The sequence below is a fragment of the Streptomyces sp. 1331.2 genome, from assembly GCF_900199205.1.
Taxonomy (GTDB): Bacteria; Actinomycetota; Actinomycetes; order Streptomycetales; family Streptomycetaceae; genus Kitasatospora.
Window position 1 is genome coordinate 2,082,420 of sequence record NZ_OBMJ01000001.1, and the last position, 25,585, is coordinate 2,108,004.

14 protein-coding genes and 1 pseudogene are annotated in these 25,585 nt (G+C 71.3%); 8 read left to right on the plus strand and 7 right to left on the minus strand.

All coding sequences use genetic code 11. The annotated features are described in order from the left end of the window. The first annotated feature begins 139 nt into the window (after positions 1–139). The 4 genes from CRP52_RS08775 to CRP52_RS08790 all read left to right on the plus strand — a co-directional run bounded on the left by CRP52_RS08775 (position 140) and on the right by CRP52_RS08790 (position 6,036). Positions 140–856, plus strand: a complete 717-nt coding sequence (locus tag CRP52_RS08775) for a response regulator transcription factor (protein ID WP_030056011.1) — start codon at positions 140–142, stop codon at positions 854–856. A 306-nt stretch (positions 857–1,162) separates the two neighbouring features. After that, entirely contained in the window at positions 1,163–2,416 is a 1,254-nt protein-coding gene (locus CRP52_RS08780; RefSeq protein WP_097235884.1) for an HRDC domain-containing protein, read from the plus strand. Between the two features lie 252 nt (positions 2,417–2,668). Then, positions 2,669–3,886, plus strand: coding sequence for a thiolase family protein (locus CRP52_RS08785; protein ID WP_097235885.1), 1,218 nt, complete (start codon positions 2,669–2,671; stop codon positions 3,884–3,886). Between the two features lie 2 nt (positions 3,887–3,888). Continuing rightward, entirely contained in the window at positions 3,889–6,036 is a 2,148-nt protein-coding gene (locus tag CRP52_RS08790) for a 3-hydroxyacyl-CoA dehydrogenase NAD-binding domain-containing protein (protein WP_097235886.1), read from the plus strand. Between the two features lie 101 nt (positions 6,037–6,137). Here CRP52_RS08790 and CRP52_RS08795 read toward each other — a convergent pair whose 3' ends face one another. From CRP52_RS08795 to CRP52_RS08805, 3 genes and pseudogenes are all read right to left on the minus strand, one after another. Beyond that, positions 6,138–7,664, minus strand: a complete 1,527-nt coding sequence (locus CRP52_RS08795; RefSeq protein ID WP_257032369.1) for an ArnT family glycosyltransferase — start codon at positions 7,662–7,664, stop codon at positions 6,138–6,140. Between the two features lie 155 nt (positions 7,665–7,819). Further along, complete coding sequence (gene dxs, locus CRP52_RS08800; protein WP_097235887.1) at positions 7,820–9,724, minus strand: 1-deoxy-D-xylulose-5-phosphate synthase; 1,905 nt, start codon at positions 9,722–9,724, stop codon at positions 7,820–7,822. A 331-nt stretch (positions 9,725–10,055) separates the two neighbouring features. Then, a pseudogene (locus CRP52_RS08805) lies at positions 10,056–11,233 on the minus strand (ROK family transcriptional regulator). Positions 11,234–11,836: 603 nt separating this feature from the next. Between CRP52_RS08805 and CRP52_RS08810 the strand changes: the two are divergent. Beyond that, entirely contained in the window at positions 11,837–13,513 is a 1,677-nt protein-coding gene (locus CRP52_RS08810) for an outer membrane protein assembly factor BamB family protein (protein ID WP_143685693.1), read from the plus strand. Positions 13,514–13,727: 214 nt separating this feature from the next. Next, on the plus strand, positions 13,728–16,313 hold the full coding sequence (gene pepN / locus CRP52_RS08815) for an aminopeptidase N (protein ID WP_097235889.1): 2,586 nt from the start codon (positions 13,728–13,730) through the stop codon (positions 16,311–16,313). A 157-nt stretch (positions 16,314–16,470) separates the two neighbouring features. Here pepN and CRP52_RS08820 read toward each other — a convergent pair whose 3' ends face one another. Both CRP52_RS08820 and malQ read right to left on the minus strand, forming a co-directional pair. After that, complete coding sequence (locus CRP52_RS08820; protein WP_097235890.1) at positions 16,471–16,701, minus strand: hypothetical protein; 231 nt, start codon at positions 16,699–16,701, stop codon at positions 16,471–16,473. Between the two features lie 123 nt (positions 16,702–16,824). After that, on the minus strand, positions 16,825–18,903 hold the full coding sequence (gene malQ / locus CRP52_RS08825; RefSeq protein ID WP_257033032.1) for a 4-alpha-glucanotransferase: 2,079 nt from the start codon (positions 18,901–18,903) through the stop codon (positions 16,825–16,827). Positions 18,904–19,167: 264 nt separating this feature from the next. Between malQ and CRP52_RS40775 the strand changes: the two genes are divergently transcribed. Continuing rightward, positions 19,168–19,638 (plus strand): tyrosine-type recombinase/integrase, encoded by a 471-nt coding sequence (locus CRP52_RS40775; RefSeq protein ID WP_373560470.1) that lies wholly within the window; start codon positions 19,168–19,170, stop codon positions 19,636–19,638. On the opposite strand, the gene CRP52_RS08835 is transcribed toward CRP52_RS40775, so the two are convergent. Together CRP52_RS08835 and CRP52_RS08840 are read right to left on the minus strand one after the other, a co-directional pair. Next, entirely contained in the window at positions 19,574–20,020 is a 447-nt protein-coding gene (locus tag CRP52_RS08835) for a hypothetical protein (protein ID WP_097235892.1), read from the minus strand. The genes CRP52_RS40775 and CRP52_RS08835 overlap by 65 nt on opposite strands. A 26-nt stretch (positions 20,021–20,046) precedes the next feature. Continuing rightward, entirely contained in the window at positions 20,047–25,083 is a 5,037-nt protein-coding gene (locus CRP52_RS08840) for an RHS repeat-associated core domain-containing protein (RefSeq protein ID WP_143685695.1), read from the minus strand. Between CRP52_RS08840 and CRP52_RS08845 the strand changes: the two genes are divergently transcribed. After that, positions 25,082–25,507, plus strand: coding sequence for an RICIN domain-containing protein (locus CRP52_RS08845; protein WP_257033033.1), 426 nt, complete (start codon positions 25,082–25,084; stop codon positions 25,505–25,507). The genes CRP52_RS08840 and CRP52_RS08845 overlap by 2 nt on opposite strands. The last annotated feature ends 78 nt before the right edge of the window (positions 25,508–25,585 follow it).

Genomic DNA, 25,585 nt, shown 5'->3' on the forward strand with positions numbered 1-25,585 from the left:
TATTGTTACTCACTAGATCGTGATCTTTCGCTAAAGCCGGGCACGGTTGCTGCCGAAGCAGACTGTGACCCTTTCCGAACGCGGAACACTCCGACCGCCCCCATCGGGGTTCCGTCCGCCACTCCCCGCAGGAGGCCTGGTGTCGGTCCTTCTTGAGCACCCCGCAAACGTGGTCGCCTACCGCCCGACCAAGCCCACCGCCATGGTGGTCATCGCCGATCCCCGCGTCCGAAACACCGTCACCCGTCACCTGTGGGCGCTCGGCGTCCGGGACGTGATCGAGGTGTCCTCGATCGCCGAGGCCCGTCCCCGGGTCTCCACCCCGCGCGACATCTGCGTCGCCGACGTGCACCTGCCGGACGGCTCCGGGCTCACCATCCTCGCCGAGACCCGCGCCGCGGGCTGGCCCAACGGCCTGGCCCTGTCCGCCGCCGACGACATCGGCGCGGTCCGCAGCGCGCTGGCCGGCGGCGTCAAGGGCTACGTGGTCACCGGCACCCGCACGAACGTGGCGATGCCGGGCCGCCCGGGCCTGCCGATCGGCGCCGGCGGACTGGCCGGGCGGATGCGCCGCCCCGGGATGCCGGGCATGCCGGGCGCAGCCGGCGCACCGGGCGCCCCCGGAGCCCCCGGTGCGCAGGGCCCGCAGCCGACCGCCTACCGCGAGCTGTCCGGCCGCGAGGTCGAGGTGCTGCGGCTGGTCGCCGAAGGGCAGTCGAACAAGGCGATCGGCGTGGCGATGGGGCTGTCGGCTCTCACCGTGAAGAGCCACCTCGCCCGGATCGCCCGCAAGCTGGGCACCGGCGACCGTGCCGGGATGGTCGCCGTCGCACTGCGCACCGGAATCATCCACTGAGCCGAGCGCTCCGGACCGCCGCGGCGGCCGAGGAGGAACGTTTCCTCCTCGGCCGCCGCCCGCCGTCCGGGCCCCGGCAGCAAGCGGGCGACCCCGCCCCGAGCCACCCCCGGGAGGCGAGCGGGCGATCCCGCCCCGAGCCGAAGGGGCGCGCCGGTGCCGAAAGGAAGGAGGGAGGGAGGGAGCGGAGCGAGGGAGCGACGACCGTCGGCGCCGGGTCAGAGCGCCCCGGAGACGAGCGGGCGATTGACTGTCTGACCAGTCCGACAACACTCCCGGCCGCGAGGACCGTCGTACCCTTGGTGGGTGACCGACGCCGTAGCAGCCATCCCAGAAGAAGCAGCCCCGGTCCCGCTCCTTGAGCCGAAGGAGGGGATCCCGCCCGTCGTGGCGGACGAGCAGGCGCTGGCCGCGACGATCGCCGCCTTCGCTGCGGGCACCGGACCGGTCGCCGTCGACGCCGAGCGGGCCTCCGGCTACCGCTACGGGCAGCGCGCCTACCTCATCCAGCTGCGCCGCGCCGGCTCCGGCTCCGCTCTGATCGACCCGATCGCCTGCCCCGACCTGAGCGCTCTCGGCGCCGCCCTCCAGGACGCCGAATGGGTGGTGCACGCAGCCACCCAGGACCTGCCCTGCCTGGCCGAGGTCGGCATGAGACCCCGACGGCTGTTCGACACCGAGCTGGCCGGGCGGATCGCCGGCTTCGCCCGGGTCGGCCTCGGGCCGATGACCGAGAACGTGCTCGGGCTGAGTCTGGCGAAGGAGCACTCGGCGGTCGACTGGTCCACCCGCCCGCTGCCCGAGCCCTGGCTGCGCTACGCCGCTCTGGACGTCGAGGTGCTGGTCGAGCTGCGCGACGCACTCGAACAGGAGCTGGACGCCCAGGGCAAGCTCGACTGGGCCCTGGAGGAGTTCGCCGCGATCGCGGCCGCGCCCCGGCCGGCCCCGCGCACCGACCCGTGGCGGCGTACCTCGCAGCTGCACAAGGTCCGTCGGCGCCGTCAGCTGGCCGTGGTGCGCGAGCTGTGGCTGGCCCGGGACCGGATGGCGCAGGAGCGCGACGTCTCCCCCGGCCGGGTGCTCTCGGACGCCGCGATCGTCAACGCCGCCCTGGCCATGCCGCTGAACACCGCCGCCCTGCAGGCCGTCCAGGGCTTCGGCCCGCGGGTGCACCGGCGCCAGCTGGAGCAGTGGCTGGCGGCCGTGCAGCGCGGCCGGGAGATCCCGGAGAACCAGCTGCCGCCGGCCGCCGCGCCGCACGACGGGCCGCCCCCGCCCCGGGCCTGGGCCGAGAAGGACCCGGTGGCCGCCGCCCGGCTCTCCGGTGCGCGCAGCGCGGTCAGCGAGCTGGCGGAGCGGCACCACCTGCCGGCCGAGAACCTGATCACCCCGGACCTGGTCCGGCGGGTGTCCTGGGAGCCGCCGGCGGACCGGAGCGCCGAAGGCGTGGCCGCCGCGCTGCGCCGGCTCGGCGCCCGGCAGTGGCAGGTGGACCTGGTGGCGCCGGTGCTGGCCGCCGCGTTCGCTGCGGCCGCGACCGCGGCCGCGAACCAGGACTGATGCCAGGCTGACCGGGACTGAACCCGGCAGGGCCTCCGAAGGGGATGCCGTCCGTGCGGACGGCATCCCCTTCGTCGTCCCGGAGGAGCGTTCCTGGTCGGACGTGGCGCGGGACACACGGGGGGAACCCTCCGAGGGGCCTGGGCAGGTTGGTTACCGACCGGTAGCATGACGGTGAAGCGGCGCCGCTCGGGTCTTCGACGGCGGCAGCCTGCCCACCTCGAAATGTTGGTCCCTGGGAGGAGAGCCCCCGTGCCTCGTACCGCGAGGGACGTCGTCTTCGTCGATGGCGTCCGCACCCCGTTCGGCAAGGCCGGCCCGAAGGGCATCTACCACGAGACGCGCGCCGACGACCTCGTCGTCAAGTGCATCCGGGAGCTCGTGCGCCGTAACCCGAACCTGCCCGTCGAGCGCATCGACGAGGTCGCCGTCGCGGCCACCACGCAGATCGGCGACCAGGGTCTGACCATCGGGCGCACCGCCGCTCTGCTGGCCGGCCTGCCGAAGTCCGTGCCCGGCTACGCGATCGACCGCATGTGCGCCGGCGCGCTGACCGCCGTGACCACCACCGCCGGCGGCATCGCCTTCGGCGCCTACGACATCGTCGTGGCCGGTGGCGTCGAGCACATGGGCCGTCACCCCATGGGCGAGGGCGTCGACCCGAACCCGCGCTTCGTCTCCGAGAAGCTGGTCGACGAGTCCGCCCTGTTCATGGGCATGACCGCGGAGAACCTGCACGACCGGTTCCCGCACATCACCAAGGAGCGCTGCGACGCCTACGCCGTGCGCTCCCAGGAGAAGGCCGCCAAGGCGTACGCCAACGGCGACATCCAGCCCGACCTGGTGCCGATCTCGATCCGCAACACCAACCCCGAGGTCGGCGAGACCGGCTGGGGCCTGGCCACCGTGGACGAGCCGCTGCGCCCGGGCACCACGATGGAGAGCCTGGCCGGTCTGAAGACCCCGTTCCGTCCGCACGGCAACATCACCGCGGGCAACTCGGCCGGTCTGAACGACGGTGCCACCGCCTCGCTGCTGGCCGCCGAGGACGTCGCCGAGGAGCTCGGCCTCCCGGTCAAGATGCGCCTGGTCTCCTACGCCTTCGCCGGCGTCGAGCCCGAGGTCATGGGCATCGGCCCGGTCCCGGCCACCGAGAAGGCGCTGGCCAAGGCCGGCCTGACCATCGACGACATCGGTGCCTTCGAGGTCAACGAGGCCTTCGCCGTCCAGGTGCTGGCCTTCCTCGACCACTACGGCATCGCGGACGACGACGAGCGGGTCAACCCGTACGGCGGCGCGATCGCCTTCGGCCACCCGCTGGCCTCCTCCGGCGTGCGCCTGATGAACCAGCTGGCCCGCCGCTTCGAGCAGCGCCCGGACGTCCGCTACGGCCTCACCACGATGTGCATCGGCTTCGGCATGGGCGGCACCATCGTCTGGGAGAACCCGCACTTCGAGGGTGGTAAGTGAGCATGACCAACACCACTGAGCTCCTGCAGCACGGCGCCGAGCTGTTCCCGGGCGAGGTCGTCACGACCGCGCACGTGCGCCACCTGGACCTGCCGCTGCAGGCCGGCAAGCTGGCCCTGATCACCCTGGACAACGGCTTCGACCACACCAAGCCGACCACCTTCGGCCCGGGCTCGCTGCTCAAGCTGTCCGAGGCGCTGGACCAGGTCGAGGCCGAGGCCGCCGAGGGCAAGATCGTCGGCGCCGCGATCACCGGCAAGCCGTTCATCTTCGCGGTCGGCGCCGACCTCAAGGGCGTCGAGCTGCTGAAGCAGCACGAGGACGCGCTGGCGATCGGCAAGGGCGGCCACGAGGTCTTCAAGCGGATCGCCGCGCTGCCCGTCCCCACCTTCGCCTTCTACAACGGCGCGGCGATGGGCGGCGGCGTCGAGGTCGGCCTGCACGCCACCTACCGCACGGTCAGCGCGGGCGTCCCGGCCTTCTCGCTGCCGGAGGTCTTCCTGGGCCTCGTGCCCGGCTGGGGCGGCTGCACCATCCTGCCGAACCTGATCGGCCCCTCGAAGGCGATCAAGGTCATCATCGAGAACTCGATGAACCAGAACAAGCAGCTCAAGGGCAAGGAGGTGTTCGAGCTCGGCATCGCGGACGCGATCTTCGAGCCGGCCGACTTCCTGGAGCAGTCGCTGCTGTGGGCCGCCAAGGTCCTCAAGGGCGACGTCGTCGTCGAGCGCGAGGCGATCGACCGCGGCAAGGCCTGGGACGACGCCGTCGCCTGGGGCCGTCTGGTCGCCGACGCCAAGGTGCACGGGGCCGCTCCGGCCGCGTACAAGGCGCTGGACATCATCGCCCTGGTCAAGGACGCCGACCTCGCCGAGAAGGGCAGCCTGCAGGCCGGCTTCGACGCCGAGGACGCGGCCCTGGCCGACCTCATCATGAGCGGCGAGCTGCGCAGCGGCATCTACGCCTTCAACCTGGTGCAGCGCCGGGCCAAGCGCCCGGTCGGTGCGCCGGACAAGTCGCTGGCCCGCCCGGTCTCCAAGGTCGGCGTCGTCGGTGCCGGTCTGATGGCCTCGCAGCTGGCGCTGCTGTTCGCCCGCCGTCTGGAGGTGCCGGTGGTCCTCACCGACATCGACCAGGAGCGCATCGACAAGGGCGTCGGCTACGTCCACGCCGAGATCGACAAGCTGCTCTCCAAGGGCCGCATCGGCAGCGACAAGGCCAACCGCCTCAAGGGCCTGGTCTCCGGCTCGCTCGACAAGGCCGTCGCCTTCGGCGACGCGGACTTCGTCATCGAGGCCGTGTTCGAGGAGATGGGCGTCAAGCAGACCGTCTTCGCGGACCTGGAGAACGTGGTCTCGCCGACCTGTGTGCTGGCGACCAACACCTCCTCGCTGTCGGTCACCGAGATGGCCTCCAAGCTGAAGCACCCCGAGCGGGTCGTCGGCTTCCACTTCTTCAACCCGGTCGCGATCCTGCCGCTGCTGGAGATCGTCCGCGGCGACAAGACCGACGACGCGTCGCTGGCCACCGCCTTCGCCGTGTCGAAGAAGCTGAAGAAGACCTCGGTGCTCTGCAAGGACGCCCCGGCGTTCGTGGTGAACCGGATCCTGACCCGCTTCATGGGCGAGATCCAGGGCATCATCGACGAGGGCACCCCGATCGCCGACGTCGAGAAGGCCGTCGAGCCGCTCGGCCTGCCGATGTCCCCGATCGTGCTGCTGGAGCTGGTCGGTCCGGCCATCGCGCTGCACGTGTCGGAGACCCTGCACGGCGCCTTCCCGGAGCGGTTCACCGTCTCCGAGAACCTCGCCAAGGTGGTCAAGGCCGGCAAGCGCGGCTTCTACACCTGGGTGGACGGGCAGCAGGTCCTCGACCCCGAGGTGCTGGCGCTGCTGACCTTCGGCGACTCGGTGCTCACCGAGGAGCAGGTCCGCGCCCGTGCCCTGGACGCCGTCGCGCAGGAGATCGGCCTGATGCTGGAGGAGGGTGTCGTCGCCGAGGCGCAGGACATCGACCTCTGCATGATCACCGGTGCCGGCTGGCCCTTCCACCTGGGCGGGATCACCCCGTACCTGGACCGTGAGGGCGTCTCGGAGCGGGTGAACGGCAAGCCGTTCCTGGCCCCCGGCGTGGCCTCGGTGCCCGCGTAGGGCGTAGCTCCGTGAAACGCGGGAGCCCCGGTGACCTGGTGGTCACCGGGGCTCCTTCGTGTGTACGGGCGCCTCTTCAGGAGGGGCGCGCGTAGGGACGTTCAGTGCTTGAGGCGGTAGACCACGGTGTCGGCGAAGACGCCGACCATCTCGTAGTGGGTGTCCAGCAGGTTCTCGATCCGGGGGACCATGACCGGCTGGTACGGGGCGATGCCGGAGTCGTCGACGACGACCTCGGGCAGACCGTTGGCCAGCTCCTTGTCGAAGGTCTGCCAGGCGTTGGAGACGCTGAACTGCTCGCCCACGTTCTGGCTGCCGTCCTTGCCGCCGCTGTAGTTGGTGAGGAAGCCGGCGGTCAGGTAGCGGGTGGCGGGCTTGCGGCCGGCCAGCCAATACAGCTCGGGGTGCATGCCCCAGACCAGCACGGTGTCCTTGGGGGTGGTCTGCGCGGCGACGGCGGTGGCGACCTCGGTGGTGCGGTTGAGCCGCTCCCCCGGCCAGGCCAGCGCCAGGCCCCAGAACACCGTGGCGGCCACCGTGGTGTACACCAGGACGGGCTTCCAGCGGATCGCCGAGGTGGCAACCGCCCCGGTGCCCAGCAGCACCAGCGGCGGGATCAGCTGCAGGTAGTAGTGGCCGAAGAAGTGGAAGCCGACGCTGACCGCGACGACCGAGGAGAGCAGCCACACCCACAGGTCGGTGGTCGAGCCGTGCTCCTCGCCGGCCACCGGCAGCGGGCGGTGGCGGTGCTTGAGCCAGAGCCGGCGTCCGACCGGGTAGAGGAAGCCCAGGCCGGCCGCGGCCAGGATGGCCGAGTTGCCCAGAGCGCGGCCGATCATCTGCAGCCAGGCGCCGCCGAAGGTGGCGTAGTCGCCGCTGCCGGTGACCACCCAGAAGAGGAAGCCCTTGGGCTTGGTGAGGATCACCGCGACCAGCGCTATCGGCAGGGTGAAGCCGAAGCCGATCTTGAACAGCGCGGGCGGCCAGCGCACCCCGCGTCGGCGGGCGTCCTGGAACAACATCCAGAGCACCGGCAGCAGCACCGCGCCGCCGGTCTGCTTGGTCAGCGAGCAGAGCGCCACCGCGATGCCCGCCGCCAGCCAGCGGCGCCGCTCGGCGTACCGGAAGGCGGCCACCATGGCGGGCAGCATGAAGACCTCGAAGGTCGCCGCCTGGGTGTCCTCCGGGGAGAGCCCGATGGAGACCAGCAGGTAGAGCAGTCCCGCGCCGGCGCCGGCCCGGTTGCCCCAGCGGCCGCGGGCGATCGAGGCCAGCAAGATCGCGGTGACCAGGTGGGCCACCACGGCCAGGGTGCGCAGCGGCCAGAGCGAGGCGGAGCCGAAGACCGCGAAGCAGGCCTGGTAGAGCCAGGGAAGCAACGGGGGCTTGCGGTCCACCACGGTGTCGTAGAGCACCCCGCCGTCCGCCAGCATCCGGGCCTGGGTGGCCAGGAAGCCCTCGTCCGGGCTCCAGACGGGCCGGGCGAAGGAGGGGATGTGGGTGAGCAGCGCGACCAGCGTGAGCACCGGCACCAGCCTGGTCCAGTACCCGGTACGGACGTGGGTACGGACGCGCTCGGGCAGGCGGTCGGCCAGTCCGGCGAGGCGGAGGCGGGTGGGGGTCGGCACGGTTGACAACCTACCGGGCGGGATCGGCGCGATCCGCGCCGGTCCCGCCTTTCAGTGCGATTGTCAGCTTGTTCCGTGACGAACTGTTACGACATTACGACGAACAGTCGTCGGCCGATCGGAGCACGGGCGAACCGCGTCGCCGAGGCCCCTCGTCAGGCCTCGACCCGCGCCGTGTCCAGGCGGGCGACCAGGGCCGTCACCTTGCGGGCGATGTCCGGGGCGTTCAGACCGATTTCCGCCAGGATCTCGTTCCGGCTCGCGTGGTCCAGGAACTCCTGCGGGATTCCGAAGTCGCGGACCGGCAGGTCCACGTCCGCGTCCCGCAGCGCCTGGGCGACGGCCGCGCCGACGCCGCCCACCCGGCCGTTGTCCTCGATCGTGACGACCACCCGGTGCTCGGCGGCCAGGCCTGGCAGGGCCGCGTCCACCGGCTTGACCCAGCGCGGGTCCACCACGGTGGCGGTGATGCCCTGGGCGGCCAGCAGGTCGGCGACCTCCAGGCTGGTGGGGGCCATCGCACCGACCGAGACGATCAGCACATCGGCGCGGTGGACGCCGGAGGGCTCCTCGGCGGCGCGCAGCACGTCCATGCCGCCGACCCGGCCGACCGCGGGAACGGCCGGGCCGACCGTGCCCTTGGAGTAGCGGACCACCGTCGGGGCGTCCTTGACCTGGACGGCCTCCCGCAGCTGCGCCCGTACCTGGTCGGCGTCGCGCGGGGCGGCCAGCCGCAGGCTCGGGATCACCTGGAGGATCGACATGTCCCACATGCCGTTGTGCGAGGCGCCGTCCGTCCCGGTGACACCGGCGCGGTCCAGCACGAAGGTGACGCCCAGCTTGTGCAGGGCGACGTCCATCAGGACCTGGTCGAAGGCGCGGTTCAGGAAGGTCGCGTAGACCGCGAACACCGGGTGCAGGCCGTTGGTGGCCAGGCCGGCGGCGCTGGTGACGGCGTGCTGCTCGGCGATGCCGACGTCGAAGATGCGGTCCGGGAAGGCCTCGGCGAACGGGGCCAGGCCGACCGGGTGCAGCATCGCGGCGGTGATGCCGACGATGTCCTCGCGCTCGTGGCCGAGCGCGACCATCTCCTCGCCGAAGACCGAGGTCCAGTCCTTGCCCGAGCTCTTGACCGGCAGGCCGGTGTCCGGGTGGATCACGCCGACCGCGTGGAAGCGGTCCTCGTCGTTGTTCTCGGCGGCGTGGTAGCCGCGGCCCTTCTCGGTGAGGCAGTGCACGATCACCGGGCCGCCGAAGCCGCGCGCCTTCGTCAGCGCGGACTCCAGGGCGGTCAGGTCGTGGCCGTCGATCGGGCCGATGTACTTGAGGCCGAGGTCCTCGAACATGCCCTGCGGGGCGATGAAGTCCTTGAGGCCCTTCTTGGCGCCGTGCAGCGTCTCGAACAGCTGCTGGCCGACCACGGGGGTGCGCTGCAGCGCGTCCTTGCCCCAGGACAGGAAGCGCTCGTAGCCCTGGGTGGTGCGCAGGGTGGCGAGGTGGTTGGCCAGACCGCCGATGGTCGGCGAGTAGGAGCGCTCGTTGTCGTTGACGACGATGACGACCGGCAGGTCCTTGGCGTCGGCGATGTTGTTGAGCGCCTCCCAGGCCATGCCGCCGGTCAGCGCGCCGTCGCCGATCACGGCGACGACCGGGTCCGCCTTGCCCTGGATCTTGTTGGCCTTGGCCAGGCCGTCCGCGTACGAGAGCACCGTGGAGGCGTGCGAGTTCTCGATCACGTCGTGCTCGGACTCGGCCCGCGACGGGTAGCCGGACAGGCCGCCGCTCATCTTCAGGCGGGAGAAGTCCTGGCGGCCGGTGAGCAGCTTGTGGACGTAGCTCTGGTGGCCGGTGTCGAAGAGGATGCGGTCGCGCGGCGAGTCGAAGACCCGGTGCAGCGCGATGGTGAGCTCCACCACGCCGAGGTTGGGGCCGAGGTGGCCGCCCGTCTTGGAGACCTCGGTCACCAGGAAGGTCCGGATCTCCTGGGCCAGTGCGGCCAGCTGTCCGGGCGTGAGCCGGTCGAGATCGCGCGGTCCCCGAATGCGGGTCAGCAGGGCCACCCGTTCCTCCTCGTTCAGTGTTCGCGGACCACGGACGGTCCGACGGGCGTCGCTGCCCGGTCCGGCGGCAGGCCGGTGGTCGCGGCCGGTACCGACCGGTCGAGTCTAATGTCCGCCTGCCGGGCACCGAGCGGCGCGCCCGGTGCCACCGTTCGGTCACTGCCATTCCCGGAGGTCGGCCGGGGGATGCGCGTCACCGTGGGTTGACGCCCGGGTGTTCGACCACCTTTATGACGGGGGACGTCGGCGGGTGCGGCTTGGACGGCGGCGGGTGCGGTCCTAGCGGGAGCCGGGCGTGGTTCGGCGGGCGCCGTTCGTGGTTCGGCAGGTGCTAGGACCGGCCGAGGGCTCCGGACTCGCCCATCTCGCTCATCACCAGCGCCAGTGCGCCCAGTACCTCGGCCCGGCCGCCGAGGGTGCCGGGGACCACCGAGAGCTGGCGGGCGGCGCTGGGGATCGCGTAGCGGGCCACCGAGTCCCGGATCGGGGCGAGCACCAGCTCACCGGCCTCGGCGAGGTCGCCGCCCAGGATCACCCGGCGCGGGTTGAGCAGGTTGCACAGGGTCGCGACACCGGTGCCGATCTGCCGGCCGGCGTCGGCGATCACCCGGCGGCAGCCGAGGTCGCCCTGCTGGGCCAGCTCGACCACCCGCGGCAACGAGAGGTCCGGGCCCAGGGTGGAGCTGAGCAGGGAGAGCAGGTAGCGCGAACCGACGAAGGTCTCCAGGCAGCCGCGGTTGCCGCAGCGGCAGACCGGCCCGGCCTCGTCCAGCGTGATGTGCCCGATCTCACCCGCCGTACCGCCCGGGCCGCGGTAGATCTGGCCGTTGACCACCAGGCCGGCGCCGACACCGCTGGCCACCTTGATGTACGCGAGGTCGCTCAGTCCGCGGCCGGCCCCCAGACCAGCTCGCCCAGCGCACCGAGGTTGGCGTCGTTGTCCACGTGCACCGGCATGCCCAGCCGCTCGCCCAGCTCCTTGCCCGGGGCGATGCCCGTCCAGCCGGGCAGGATCGCGGTCGAGCCCAGCGCGCCGGTCTCCACGTCGATCGGGCCGGGCACGCCCAGGCCGACGCCGATCACCTTGTCCGGGCGGAAACCGGCCTGCGCCAGCAGGCGCTCCACCATCGCCTCGGCGCGGTCGAAGCCCTGCTGCGCGGAGACGTCCACGTCGATCGGGGCGCTCTCCTCGGCCAGCACCCGGTGCGCCAGGTTGCCGACCGCGACCCGCAGGTGGGTGTGGCCGAAGTCGATGCCGACCACGATGCCGGCGTCCCCGCTGAGCGAGACGCTGCGGGCGCGGCGGCCGCCGGAGGAGGTGTCGGCGACCACGACGGTGCCGCTCTCCTTCAACTCCCGCACGATGTTGGACACGGTGGCCGCGGAGAGGCCGGTGCCCCGGGCGATCTCGGCCTGGGTCAGCGAACCGGCCATCCGCACCGCGCGCAGGACCCGCTCCAGGTTCGCCCGGTGCAGGGACGACTGCGAGCCCGGTGTGTCCGTCGACATGATCCACCCTCCCAGGGCGGGGAACCCTCCGCCGGGCTTCCCCTTCAACTCCTGAAGGGTACGGCCCGGGGGCGGGGGCGGGCGCGGGATGGCCGGGGATGGGGGGCGCCTGGCGGCGGGCGGAGGCAGGGGGCGGGCGCGGGATGGCCGGGGATGGGGGGCGCCTGGCGGCGGGCAGAGGCAGGGGGCGGGGGCCGGATGCCCGGGCGCGGGGGCGGGCGCGGGATGGCCGGGGATGGGGGGCGCCTGGCGGCGGGCAGAGTCAGGGGGCGGGGGCCGGATGGCCGGGCGCGGGGGCGGGTCACGTCGGGGTGTCGGGGGTGGGGGGTGGGTGATCGGGGGGTGAAGGTGTTGCGCGGCCTGGACCTGTGACGTCGGGGTTGGGCGGTCCTGGCAGCGGCCGAAAACCACGCACCACTACCATGGTGCCCACTTCTCAGGCGTCCCACCGGAACCGAGGACGGTACCGGCAGGGGGACGCATCCAGACATGACGGGGAATCAGATGGCAGGGGATCACCCTACGCCGGGGGCAGGCGAAACGCCTGGCAGCGGTCCGCAGGACAACCGGGGCGTCTCGTTCGGACGCCCGCCAGGCGGCGGCGTGGATCCTGCCGCCGTCGCGGACCAGATGACGCAGCTGGACGGCTCGGCCATCCCGGGGCAGGCCGGGCCGCCGCCCGCCCAGCCGCCGGCACCGCCCGCGCAGCCGCCCGCCCAACCGCCGGTCGGCGGCGCCGAGTACGCGGCGTACGCGCCGACCGCGACCGGCTTCCCCACCCAGGCCCCGCCGCCCCCGGCCGGTGCGCCGGTCGGCCCGTACGACCCGGTGCCCGGTGCCCCGTACGGCGCCCCGGACCCCGGGCAGGGCTACAACACCGGCGGCTACAACTACCCGCAGCAGCAGCCCGGGTACAGCTACCCCGGTGCTCCCGTGCCGCCCAAGCAGCGCAACCCCGTGATGCTGTGGGGCGGGATCATCGGCGGCGTGCTGGCGATCGCGATCGTGATCGCCCTGGTCGTGCTGCTCAAGGAGCCCAGCCCGAGCCCCACGCCGAACGCCAACGACACCACCAGCGCCGGCCCGGACAGCAACAACAGCCCCGCGCCCGGCCCCGGCGGCAAGGGCGCCGGCTTCAACGTCGCCTGGAACGCCCCCAAGGGCGCCAACACGGACGGCGCGAACCAGATGCTCGGCGTCTGGGGCACCGACAAGTACGCCATCCGCGTCGACAGCAGCGGCATCAAGGCCTACAACCTGACGGACGGCAAGGAGGCCTGGACCATCCCCGTCCCGGCCGGCAGCAAGGAGATGTGCACCGCCTCGTACGCGGCCAACTCCAAGAACATCGCCGCCGTCTCCTTCAACACCGGTGACAGCGACTGCTCCACCGTCGGCGCCGTCGACCTCGCCCAGGGCAAGCTGCTCTGGAGCGTCAAGGTCTCGGCCGACCGGATGTCCTCCCCGACGCTGAGCGTCACCGAGAACGTGGTCGCCATCGGCGGCAACGCGGTCGGCGCCCTCAACATCGCCAACGGCCAGCCCGCCTGGCAGTACCAGCCGCGCGACAAGGACTGCACCGTGCGCGGCCGCACCGCCGGCGCCCAGATCGCGGTCAGCGACCGCTGCTACGGCGGCAGCGGCCCGAAGTCGCAGCTCGTCATCGTCAACGCCGACACCGGCAAGGCCGCCAGCACGCCGATCACCCTGACCGGCAGCATCGAGCAGGTCGACCAGGTCGTCCAGGACAAGCCGCTCGTGCTGCTGATGACCAACGGCCCGCAGGGCGACTACGTCCTGCCGTTCGACAAGGACAACAAGCCGGGCACCCAGATGTCCGTCAAGGAGCCCGGCTCGGACAGCCTGCGCCTGTCCGGCCAGGACGAGGCCATCACCCGGAACGTCGTCAGCGGCTCCACCCTGTACGTCCAGGTCAGCGGCACCAAGCCGGGCATCAACGCCTACGACCTGAACACCGGCAAGCGCCTCTGGTCGGCCACCACGTCCTCGTCCAGCAACGACATGCGCCTGGTGTCCGGCACCGACAAGGACGGCAAGATCCGCGCCGTCGTCGAGCAGGGCTACGACAAGCCGGCCCGCCTCGTGACGCTCTCGCCGACCGACGGCTCGATGACCGACATCGGCACCCTCGCGATGCCGAACAGCCTCGACATCGGCAGCAGCACCTCCGAGTACCTGATCTCGGACGACGGCGCCGCGGTGTACGCCTTCCGTCGCTACAGCTCCTCGGACGGTCCGCTGACCAAGTGGAAGAAGTGACGCCAGGAAAGTGACCCCGGGGAAGTGACACGGGGAGGTGACACCGGACGCCGGGGAGGCGACTCCGGGGGACATCACCCCAGGTCGCGACCGGCGCGGGCGGGGCGGGCACGGGCGAACGGCCCGGGCCCGCCCCGCCTGCGATTATTCGGCGGGCCCGTGCGTTGGGACATGCGAGGATTCGCACCATCAGCCTGACAAAGGAGTGCAGCGAGTGCCCGGCACAAACCTGACCCGCGAGGAGGCCCGCACCCGGGCGGACCTCCTCCACGTGGACGCGTACGACATCGAGCTCGACCTCGGTTCGGCCCGTGAAGGCGGCACCTTCCGGTCCACCACCGTGGTCCGGTTCACCGCCACCACGCCCGGTGCGGAGACCTTCATCGACCTCGTCGCCCCGAGCGTCGAGGAGATCACCCTCAACGGCGCGCCGCTCGACCCGGCGAGCTTCGCCGACAGCCGCATCCCGCTGCCGAACCTGGCCGCCGAGAACGAGCTGCGGGTCGTCGCCGACTGCGCGTACACCAACACCGGTGAGGGCCTGCACCGGTTCGTCGACCCCGTCGACGGCGAGACCTACCTGTACACCCAGTTCGAGGTGCCGGACGCCCGCCGTGTCTTCGCCAGCTTCGAACAGCCCGACCTGAAGGCCGCGTTCACGTTCACCGTGACCGCCCCCACCGGCTGGGTCGTGGTCTCCAACTCGCCGACCCCGACGCCCGAGCCGGTCGGCGACGGTGCCACCCAGGTCTGGAAGTTCGAGCCCACCGGCCGGATCTCCAGCTACATCACCGCGCTGATCGCCGGCCCGTACGTCGGCGTCTTCGACAGCTACGAGAACGGCGAGCAGAAGGTGCCGCTCGGCGTCTACTGCCGGCCCTCGCTGCGCGAGTTCCTGGACCCGGAGGCCATCTTCGAGGTCACCAAGCAGGGCTTCGACTACTTCCAGGAGAAGTTCGACTTCCCGTACCCGTTCGCGAAGTACGACCAGCTGTTCGTCCCGGAGTTCAACGCCGGCGCGATGGAGAACGCGGGCGCCGTCACCCTGCGCGACCAGTACGTGTTCCGCTCCAAGGTCACCGACGCCGCGTACGAGTCCCGCGCCGCCACCATCCTGCACGAGCTCGCCCACATGTGGTTCGGCGACCTCGTCACCATGGAGTGGTGGAACGACCTCTGGCTGAACGAGTCCTTCGCGACCTTCGCCGAGGCCGTCTGCCAGGCCGAGGCCCCCGGCTCCAGGTGGCCGCACTCCTGGACCACCTTCGCCAACCAGATGAAGACCTGGGCCTACCGGCAGGACCAGCTGCCCTCCACCCACCCGATCATGGCCGACATCAACGACCTGGAGGACGTCCAGGTCAACTTCGACGGCATCACCTACGCCAAGGGCGCCTCGGTGCTCAAGCAGCTGGTCGCCTACGTCGGCCAGGACGCCTTCTTCCAGGGCGTGCAGGCCTACTTCAAGCGCCACGCCTGGGGCAACACGCGGCTCAGCGACCTGCTCGGCGCCCTGGAGGAGGCCAGCGGCCGCGACCTCAAGGCCTGGTCCAAGGCCTGGCTGGAGACCGCCGGCATCAACGTGCTGCGGCCGTCGCTGGTGCTGAACACGGACGGCGAGATCGAGTCGTTCGCGGTCCTGCAGGAGGCCCCCGCGCTGCCCGCCGGCGCCAAGGGCGAGGCCGTCCTGCGGCCGCACCGCATCGCCATCGGCCTGTACGAGCTCAACGGCGACTCGCTGGTGCGGACGGAGCGGGTCGAGCTGGACGTCGACGGGCCGCGCACCGAGGTGCCGCAGCTGGTCGGGCGTCACCGCCCGGCCGTCGTGCTGCTCAACGACGACGACCTGTCGTACGCCAAGATCCGGCTCGACGAGGACTCGCTGGCCGTCGTCACCGAACACCTCGGCGGCTTCACCGAATCGCTCCCCCGCGCGCTGTGCTGGGCCTCCGCCTGGGACATGACCCGCGACGGCGAACTCGCCGCCCGCGACTACCTGTCGCTCGCGCTCTCCGGCATCGGGCGCGAGTCCGACATCGGCGTGGTGCAGTCCGTGCACCGCCAGGTCAAGCTCGCCCTCGACGCGTACACCGACCCGGACTGGCGCGAGGAAGGCCTCGCCCGCTGGGCCGCCGCCGCCGAGGAGCACCTGCGTGCCGCCGAGCCCGGCAGCGACCACCAGCTGGCCTGGGCCCGCGCCCTCGCCGCGGTCGCCCGGACCGACGGTCAGCTCGCACTGCTCGCCGGGCTGCTGGACGGCTCCGTCGAGATCAAGGGCCTCGCGGTGGACACCGAGCTGCGCTGGACCCTGCTGGAGCGGCTGGTCGCCACCGGGCGGGCTGACGAGGCGCTCATCGCCGCCGAGCTGGAGCGGGACAACACCGCGGCCGGCCAGGAGCACGCGGCCACCTGCCGCGCCGCCCGGCCGACCGCCGAGGCCAAGGCCGAGGCCTGGGCGTCGGTGGTGGAGTCGGACAAGCTGACCAACTACGTCCAGGAGGCCGTGATCGCCGGCTTCCAGCAGTCCGACCAGCGCGAACTGCTCGCCCCGTACGCGGCGAAGTACTTCGCAGCGGTCAAGGGCGTCTGGGAGACCCGCAGCCACGAGATCTCGCAGCAGATCATCGTCGGGCTGTACCCGGCGCTGCAGGTGACGGCCGCGACCCTGGAGGCCACCGACGCGTGGCTGGCCGCGGCCGAGCCGGCGCCGGCACTGCGGCGGCAGGTCATCGAGGCCCGGGCCGGGATCGAGCGTGCGCTCAAGGCGCAGGCGGTCGACCGTGCGGCGGGGGCGCGCTGACGATCGGTGACAAGCCGGAAGGGGCGTCGGACGGGTCGTCCGGCGCCCCTTCGGGGTTGTACGGGGTCCTGGCGGACGGCGAGCGGCGTGCGGCTGCCGCGCGCGGCCTGGCGCGTGCCGGCGTGCGGGGGGCAGCCTGGCGCGTGCGGGGCCGGGCCTACTTCTTCTTGCCCTTGCCGTACGGCAGGCCGGCCAGACCGGCGATCACCGCGAAGGCGACGAGCGGGAGAAACACGTACAGGCCGAGGGTCTGGCCGACACTCAGGCCGGACGTACCGGGGTCATCGCCGTCGTCCCTGGTGAAGGCCATGGCGGGCGACGACAGCAGCATCATCAGCGTGACCGTTGCGGAGACCGCGCCGGCTCGCAAAGCGTTCCTCTTGTCCACGTTTCCAACTTACCCGGGGCTTATGGGAGGGCGCGCGTCGGGGTCCGCCTGGTGGGGGTGGGGGCTGTGGGGCGCTGCAGGGTGCCCCGGGGCCGCCGGGGTGGGCGGCCCCCGGGGTAGGGGTCAGTGCGGCCGGGTGGGCGGGGTGAGGAGGGTGGCGAGGAGGGGGGCGGTGGGGGTGGTGGTGAGGCGGTCGAGGGTGATCGGGGTGCCGGAGCCGTCGGCGACCGGGAGGCGCCAGTTCGGGTACTGGTCCCAGGTGCCGGGCAGGTTCTGCGGGCGCGGGTCGCCGACCAGGTCCGGCAGCCAGACGCCGACCAGCTGCGCCGGGGTCGCCCGCAGGAAGCCGTACAGCGCGGGCATCGACAGCGGCTCGCCCGGCAGCAGCAGCCCCAGCCGGGTCAGCTCGGACCGCCAGTCGGCCAGCTCCTCGGCCGCCTCCTCCTGCTCGTCGCCCAGTGGGCGGGCCAGCAGGCCGAGCCGGTGGCGGAGCTCGACGTGCTCGCCGGAGAGCCGGGCCGCGGTGCTCGGCAGATCGTGGGTGGTGAGGGTGGCCAGGCAGCCGGGGCGCCAGGCGTCCGGGGCCAGGATGCCGCCGTCGGCCTGCCAGTCCCGCTCGAACCAGAGCACGGACGTACCGAGCACGCCGCGCGCCGCCAGCTCCTCCCGGACGCCCGGCTCGACCGTGCCGAGGTCCTCGCCGATCACCGCCGTCCCGGCGCGGTGCGCCTCCAGGGCCAGGACGCCGAGCATGGCCTCCGCGTCGTAACGGACGTAGGCGCCCTCGGTGGGCGGGTGGCCCGCCGGTACCCACCAGAGACGGAAGAGGCCCATCACGTGGTCGATGCGCAGGGCCCCGGCGTGCCGCGTCGTCGCCCGCAGCAGTTCCGCGTACGGGGCGTAACCGGCCTCGGCGAGGGCGTCCGGGCGCCAGGGCGGCAGGCCCCAGTCCTGGCCGTGGGCGTTGAAGGCGTCCGGCGGAGCGCCGACCGAGATGCCACCGGCCAGCACGTCCTGCAGGGCCCAGGCGTCGGCGCCGTCCGGGTGGGCGCCGACGGCGAGGTCGTGGATCAGGCCGACCGGCATGCCGGCCTCGCGGGCGGCCCGCTGGGCGGCGGCGAGCTGCTGGTCGACCTGCCAGGCGAGCCAGCGGTGGAACTCGACGCGTTCCGCGTGCTCCTTCTCCGCCTGTTCGGCGTGTGGGCCGTCCGGGTGACGCAGACCCTTCGGCCAGTGGTGCCAGTCGGCGCCGTGCACCTCCGCCAGGGCGTTCCAGAGCGCGTGCCGGCGCAGCCACTCGCCCTCGCGGCGCTGGAACGCCTCGTACGCGGCCTGCCGGCCGGGCCCGCGCGGCACCTCGTGCAGCAGCTCCAGGGCCTCGCGCTTGAGCGCCCAGACGGCGTCGCGGTCGATCAGGCCGTCGTGGCCGAGGACCTCCTCGCGCAGCCGGGCGGCGCGGCGGGTCAGCTCCTCGGCCTGGTCGCGCCGCTTGCCGTCCAGGTACGCGTACTCGGGGACGGCCTCGACCCGCAGGTGCACCGGGTCGGTGTAGCGGCGGGAGGAAGGGCGGTAGGGCGACGGGTCGGAGGGGGTGCCCGGCAGTCCCTGGTGCAGCGGGTTGATCTGCACGAAGCCCGCGCCGAGGCCGGCGCCCGCCCACTGGGCCAGCTCGGCGAGGTCGCCGAGGTCGCCCATGCCCCAGGAGCGGTCGGACAGAACGGAGTACAGCTGGGCGAGGAACCCCCAGCTGCGGCCGGTGAGTTGGGGCAGCCGTTGCGGGGCGACGATCAGCGCCGCTTCCGCCTTCGCGCCGTTGGACTCCGCCTTGAGGACGTGCCGGCCGAGCGGCAGGTCGGCGGGCAGCCAGTGCGAGTGCCCGCACGGCAGCTCCCAACTCCCTCCGCCTTCCAGCTCCACGTGCAGCCGGGCGTCCGCCGGGACGTCCAGCGCGGTGCGCCGCCCCTGCCGCACCACCACGCAGGGCGGCAGCAACCTCCCCTGCACAGAGGCGCGGTGACGCTCCAGCGCCTCCCGCACCTCCTCCGGCGTGCCGGCCGCCACCCCCAGCGCGGCCAGCACGGCCACCAGCGTCCGCGCCCCCACCGTCTGCCCGCCCGGCCCCGGGTACCGGGTGTCCACCCCGTACGCCTGCGCCAGCGCCAGCAGTTCGGCGGGCGGCGGCGGGGCATCCTGGGCCGGCACCTGCTCGGCTCCGTCACTGTCGTGGTAAGCGGCCACTCGCGGCTCCTGCGATGTCTCGGCTACGCCCGGTCAGGACTCCCAAGTCCTACCCGGGTAACCACCCGACGACGCTGCGCGACACGACGGCGGGCGGTGGATCAGGGCGTCAGCGGCAAGACAAGGGAGAACCCTTCTCGGCCCCGCTCGCCGAACCCGGACCCTCTGGCAGTACCGGCCCGTCCCGGCTTTGTCAGGGCTGCTCCCACCCTCCCCGGCGTCACCCGGATGCGGCCCCCTCAGCTCCACCGCCCTGCTGCGACGGGATCAGCGGTAAAGGTCTCTCACCTCCACTCGAACCACCGCGCCTCATGGCGCACCCACGACCTGCGGCACTCGACCGCGACCCTCCTCCTGGAACAGGGCGTCGAACTCGTCGTCATCAAGGAGCAGTTGGGTCATGCCCACATCGGCGTCACCGCGACGGTGTACGCCCATGTCCGGCTCCGCCTCCAGTGTGACGCCATTGACCTCCTCAGCCGCACGCTCGGCAAGCCCCCGAGGCCGCCACCGATCCCGACGACGGCGACGACCCGCCACTTTGTGCAGCACCCGTCCGCTGACGTTGCCGTCAACTACTGCCGTCAAGACGCCACGAAGCCCTTCCGGAACCAACTCCGGAAGGGCTTCTGTGTTAAGCGGGTGCGTACTCCAGAAGAGCAGGCATTGAACGGTGATCAGTGCCTTCCATTGTCATAATCACTCGCCTTTCGCAAGTATCGCCGAGCCACTTCATGAATCTCTCTACCGACCGGAAAGAGGTCTCGTCCGACACGTCCCCGGGATCGAAGGTGAACTCGACCTCCTCCATGTCAAAGAAGTAGCACGTGAACCATATGCCATCAACAAGGATCGCCAATGTGGCCGAAGCCTCCCCATCAATAGCAAGTGTTTCAAACAGCTCCCTCGCGTTGGCCAGAACTCCCGGGGACTCCTCTGAAAGGGTCGTAGTGAACGACACCTCCCATTCAGAAGATGAGAGCGAAGAGATAATCCGCTGCCAGTCCTCAACGTTGGCGTCAAGGATGCAGAGATCACGCAGCGCCCCGTCTACCAGGAAGTCCTCACGTTGGTAGTGCATCCTTACCTCTCCAATTCTCGGCTCGATTAGAGGAACCCTTCAAAGGTGAGATTCCCGCCACGCATGCTCCACCGCGCACCCCAGCCACCAGGCATCTTGATATCTCGGGTGACGCCGCCATAATGGGCGGATGCCGATGTATCGAGCGTATCGGTGGCATTCGGATGCGAGAGGATCTCCTGAATCATCTCATCAGCGATCTCGGACCTCTGGCTATTATTCACCTTGCCAAAGTCGTATCGATCAACGTGCGCCTGTCCGCGCTTAGCGATATTTCCAGGGCTGGGATCTCCATGCTTCTGAAGGGCTCGGCCAGCGGGCGTCAACTGGCCCTTGGCATTTCCTGTGGCTGCCGCATAAAGGTCGTCAGCACTTGCATTTCCACAGTTATGCACCAGGACAGGCGTGGCCCCCGCGAGCACATAGTACGTGTGGAGCTGTTTGACGGTGAGGTTGTGGGTGGTGACGGCGTCGGAGTAGTTGCGGACGGATTGGATGGTGCGGGTGGTGCCGTCGGGGTGGCGGAGGTGTTCGCCGGGGGTGAGTTCGCCGGCGTCGACCCACTGTTGGCGGGTCTCGCTCCAGTAGGGGTGGTGGTAGGTGGAGGTGATCTTCGCCTGGTCGGCGGTGGGCGGGCCGCGGGGGTTGGCGTCGTCGGTGAGGGTGAGGTCGGTGAAGTCCTTGTCGTCGGGGGTGGTGATGGTGGCGGTGACCAGCTCGGGGCGGGTTTCGCCGGTCTGCGGGTCGGTTGCCATGACGACGTCGCCGTCGCGGACGTCACCGATGGGCTTGGTGCTGCCGTCGGCCATCAGCACCAGGGTCGCGGCGGGGAAGCTGTTGCACTTCGCGAGGCTGGGTTCGTCCGCCTCGGCCTTGGCTGCCTTGGCTTCTGTGCCGGCCGCGTCGGCTGCTGTTTCTTTTGCCGCCTTTTCTTCTGCTGCCTTGGCTGCAGCCTTTTCGGCTGCACGGGCTTCAGCCGCTGCCGTCTTGGCGGTGACCAGTGCGGCTTCGGCTTCCTTGGCTGTCCGCTCGCCGGCCCGGATGACGTCGTAGGCCTTGTTGATCTCCTTGTAGATCTTGAGGGCCTGGATGCCGACCTTGATCGCCTTGAAGATCTTGCCCCAGGGCACCACGTTGAGGGCGGTGTTGATGCAGGCCATCACGTCGCCCTTGGTGAAGCAGTCGCGGGCGTCGTTGAAGCCGATCAGATCACCGACGATGTCGACCACCTTGTGGACGAGCTCGTCGCGCTTGCGCTTGCCCTCATTGAGAGCCTTGTTGGCGGTGTCGACAGCGTTCTGCGCGTTCTGCACCTCTGCCGTGGGCGGATCATCGTTCCCTCGGGGACTGATCTGCTTCACATCGGTGGTCACACCGTTTGAATCCGAGTACCAGCCGATGCATTCGGAGGCTTGATTGCAGTCGAGGCGCAGGCCGTTGGCGTCGGACTTGTTGATCGGGCTGTTGTTGGCGTACGCGTAGGCGTTCCACTGCTGGGGGTCGCCGGCCACCGTGATGGGGTCGGGGCTGATGAAGCGGCCCGTCTTGGGGTCGTACTCGCGAGCGCCGAGGAGGGTGAAGCCGGTGGACTTCTCCTTGGTCCCGCCGACGAAGCCCTTGTCGCCGGCCCAGGCGCCCGCAGCCGGCTGGGTGCCGCGCTCGTTGCCGAAGGGGTCGGTGGGGCGGCGGAGGTGGGCGAGGGTCGTGGCGTCGAACTGGACTCCGTTGGTGCCGTGTGGGTCCGCGGCCTGGTAGGCGAGTGTGGAGTTGCCGGCGGCGGTGGTGGTGCGGGTGATGGACATGCCGTTGGGCGCCGCGTAGGTGCGGACGTTGGTGACCGCCTTGGTGCCACTCGTGGTGTCCAGGGTGATCTGGTCGGCACCCAGGTTGAGCGTGGTCTTGCCGGAGTCACGACGGATCAGCTGGTTGCCGGACACGTCGTAGAGGTAGCTGGTCGCGCCGCTCTGGCCGGTGCCGGTGATCTGGTCGAGCTTGCCCTGGGCGTTCCAGGTGAGTGTCCTGGTGCCCGGGGTGTCGGTGATCGAGGTGGTGTTGCCCGCGGCGTCGTAGGTGTACGAGGTCACCGCGGTGCCGGCCGGACCGCTCTGGGTGGACCTCATCAGCGCGTGCGGGCCGCCCGTGCCGCCGCCCGTCTTCGGGTCGGTGGACGGGGTGTTGGGGCCGGACCCGAAGGTCTGGGTGGTGGTGACGTCCTTGCCGGCGTCGCCGTTGACGTCCTTCTGGACCAGCTTGGTGCGGTTGCCGATGAGGTCGTACTCGTACTGCTGCCAGTACGGGGCCGGGCCGCCGACGCTCGGCTCGCCGCCGCTCACCGACGGGCCGTCGGTGTTGGCGCACGCGCCCACCCCGGGCACGCTGGGCTGCGGCTTGGTGGTCTGGGTGCCGGTGTCGGTCCAGGCCTGGGTGAGTCGGCCGAGGTAGTCGTGGGTGAAGCACTGCAGGTCGGCGACCTGGCCGTCCTGGGCGTCGCGGGCCGAGGTGACCTGGCCGAGCGGGTTGTAGGTGTAGTCGACGGAGTCGACGTGAGCCGTCGGGGCGGTCGACTTGTCCAGGATCGAGCGCGTGACCCGGCCGGTGGCGTCGTCGATCAGCATCGTGGCGACCACCTGAGCGCCTGCGCCGCCCACCGTGGTGCGGTACGGCCGGCCATAGGGGTCATAGCGGACATCGGCCACGAAGGTCGTTCTGGCGAAGCCTATGCTGCTACTGAGCCCCCCGAACTGACCCATGACATCGGTGGCGAAGGTCAGCTTCTCCCGCGCCAGGCCGGCGACCGCCGGCATCGTCGTGGTGGCCAGGCGGCCTGCGGCGTCGTAGGTGTTGTCGGTCTGGTAGACGCCGGCGAGCAGCTTGTCCTCGGATGCCGGGATGGTGGTCCTGGAGCCGAGTTCGCGGTAGCCGATGTCGTAGCCGGTGATCTCCGACTTGTAGGCGTGGTCGTCATCCACCCCGCCGACGTACCGGGTCGAGGACGTGGGCTTGCCGTTGACGAGTGTGTCGTAGGTCCAGGCGGCGACCTTCTTGGCCGGGTCGACCGCCGTGCCCTCGTAGGCCGCGACGGTGCGGCCGAGCAGGTCGGTGACGGTGGTGGCGCTCTTGCCGCGGGAGTCCGCGACGGTGACGAGGTTCTTGCTGTCGTCGTACGCCGTCGTGCCCGTGCCCGAGTCCGGGTCGGTGGACTTCACCGGCCTGCCCAGCAGGTCGTACTCGTACGCCCAGAGGTTGCCGGCCGCGTCCTTGCGCCAGGACTCCTTGCCGTCCGGTGTGTAGCCGTAGGTGGTCTCGTCGTACGCGCCGGTCGGGGTGTTGCTCTTGTACTGGCGCAGGGCGACGGTGTTGCCGCGCGCATCGGTGATGGTCGCGGAGGCGTAGCCGCCGGCCGGCGGGGTGGTGCGGACCTCGTCGGCGCCGACGAAGTCGGTGTGGGTCCGCCACTGTTCGACGCCGTAGGACAGGAAGGCCGAGTCGGTGACCCGACCCATGCCGTCGTACGTCTGGACGGTCTGGGAGGGGATCTTGCCGTCCGGCTCGACTCCGCCGTTGGGCAGGAAGAGCTGACCGCTGGGCTGCGCCTGGTCGTTGTAGTAGGCGGCGCTGGTCTTGATCTGCCAGCCGTGCGAGTCGAACAGCGAGTCGGTGATCATGCGGCCGGTGGCGCCCGAGGGCGTGCTGGCCTGGGTCTGGCGGACCCGGCCGAGGCCGTCGTAGATGGTGAAGCTGGAGGTGTACGTCGCCAGGTCGCCCATCAGCGCCTGGCTCAGGACGAGCGAGGGCGCGTTGACGCCGTTCACGGAGTAGGAGAACTTGCGGTTCGGGCGGTCGGGGAACGCGCTCCGCTCGTGGCCGGGGCTCCACCCGGCCACGGCGCGACCGAGGGAGTCGAACTCCTGCTCGCTGACCCGGCCGTTCTCGTCCTGGATCTTGAGCGCCGAGCCGCGTCCCACGTCGAGGGTGCTGACGGTCTGCCAACCCATCGGGTTGGTGTGGGTGACCTGAGTGGGCAGCTGACCGGTGGCCGGGGAGTAGGCGGTCCTGGTCTCGGCGCCGGTCGGGTGGGTGGCGTCGGTGCGGGTCGGGTCGACGGTGCTGATCACGCGGCCGTAGGTGTCGAAGCTCGCGCGGGCCGTGGCCCGGTAGACCGGCTTGCCCGCCGCGTCGTAGCGCTCCAGGACCTCGGTCGAGGTCTGCTCCGACGTCGCCCCGGACTGGCCGAGCGCCAGGCCGTCGAAGTAGGCCCGGGTGTCGGCGACCGTGTTGTCCTTGGTCGCGGTCTGGCCGCACGCGCCCTTGAGGACCAGTGTGCGCGAGGCCAGCTGGGTCGGGGCGCCGCCGGGGCCGGTTGCGTACTCGAAGGAGGTGCAGAGCAGTTGCTCGGGGTGGGCGGTGTCCCCGTTGTCGTAGACCGTCAGCGGCCGGGCGAAGGGGGTCGAGTCGTAGCTGGTGGAGCGCTCGCGGGTGCGCCAGCCGTTGGCCAGCTTGTCGCGGTTGGTGACCTTGAGGACGTTGACGGCCTTCGCGGTGATCGCGGGCATGCCGCCGGACTGGGCGCGGGTAGCCGTGACGGGGCCGAGCCACGGGTCGGAGACGACGGTGGAGAGGGCTTCGCCGTTCTCACCGTTGTAGGTGGCGGAGTCCCGGATGAAACCGGCCAGCGCGTTCTCGTCCTTGATGGTGCCGCCGTGGACGTCGCTCACGGACACCTGGCGGGTGCTCTTGTTCGCGAGGACGTCGCCGTCCATGCCACGCAGGAACGTCGCGACCGACTTGGTGCGCGGGGCCTCGACGCCGCTGCCGCTACCGGTGCGGGTGATGACCGTCGCGTACCCGCGGAACTGGTCCCAGGTGCGGGTCTTGGGATCGGCCATCTCGGAGTCGTTGCGGTGCCAGGCCGCGCCGCCGGGGTACTCGTAGTCGGTGACGACCGCCGGCTGGCCGCCGGCGACCGAGTCCTCCTGGGTGACGGACTGCACGATGATCTTGTTGAACCAGTCGTTGACCGGGTCCGGATCGCTCTGCCCGGGCAGGTACCACTTGACCGGCATGCAGGCCATCCGCTCGGGCACCGACTCCGGCATGTGCGTGGACGACGTCAACGCCGGTACCGCCGACGGCAACCCGATCCTGCTGGTGGGCTGCAACGAGAGCGACGCGCAGCAGCTCTCGCTCGGGAGTGACGGCACCGTCCGCGTCAAGGGCGGGTGCATCGCTCCGGTGGACGCCCGCACGGCCGCCGGTACGCCGCTGGAGTACCGCACCTGCTACGGCACCTCGGAACAGCGGTGGATCCCGCTCGCGAACAACGCGCTGTACCACCCGGCCTCCGGCCGTTGCTTCAGTCTGCCGCCCGGCGGGCAGGCGGCCGGGGGGACACGGCTCCAGCTGTCGGACTGCAAGGACGAGGCCTACCAGCAGTGGAGCATGCCGATGCTGCGGACTGCTGCGCTGCCCGCTCCACCGCGTTCCTGACCTCGATGTCCTGAGGGGACGCCAGGGCCCGTGCCGCCGACCGGTGGTGCGGGCCCGCTGGGTTGTGGGGTGAGGGTG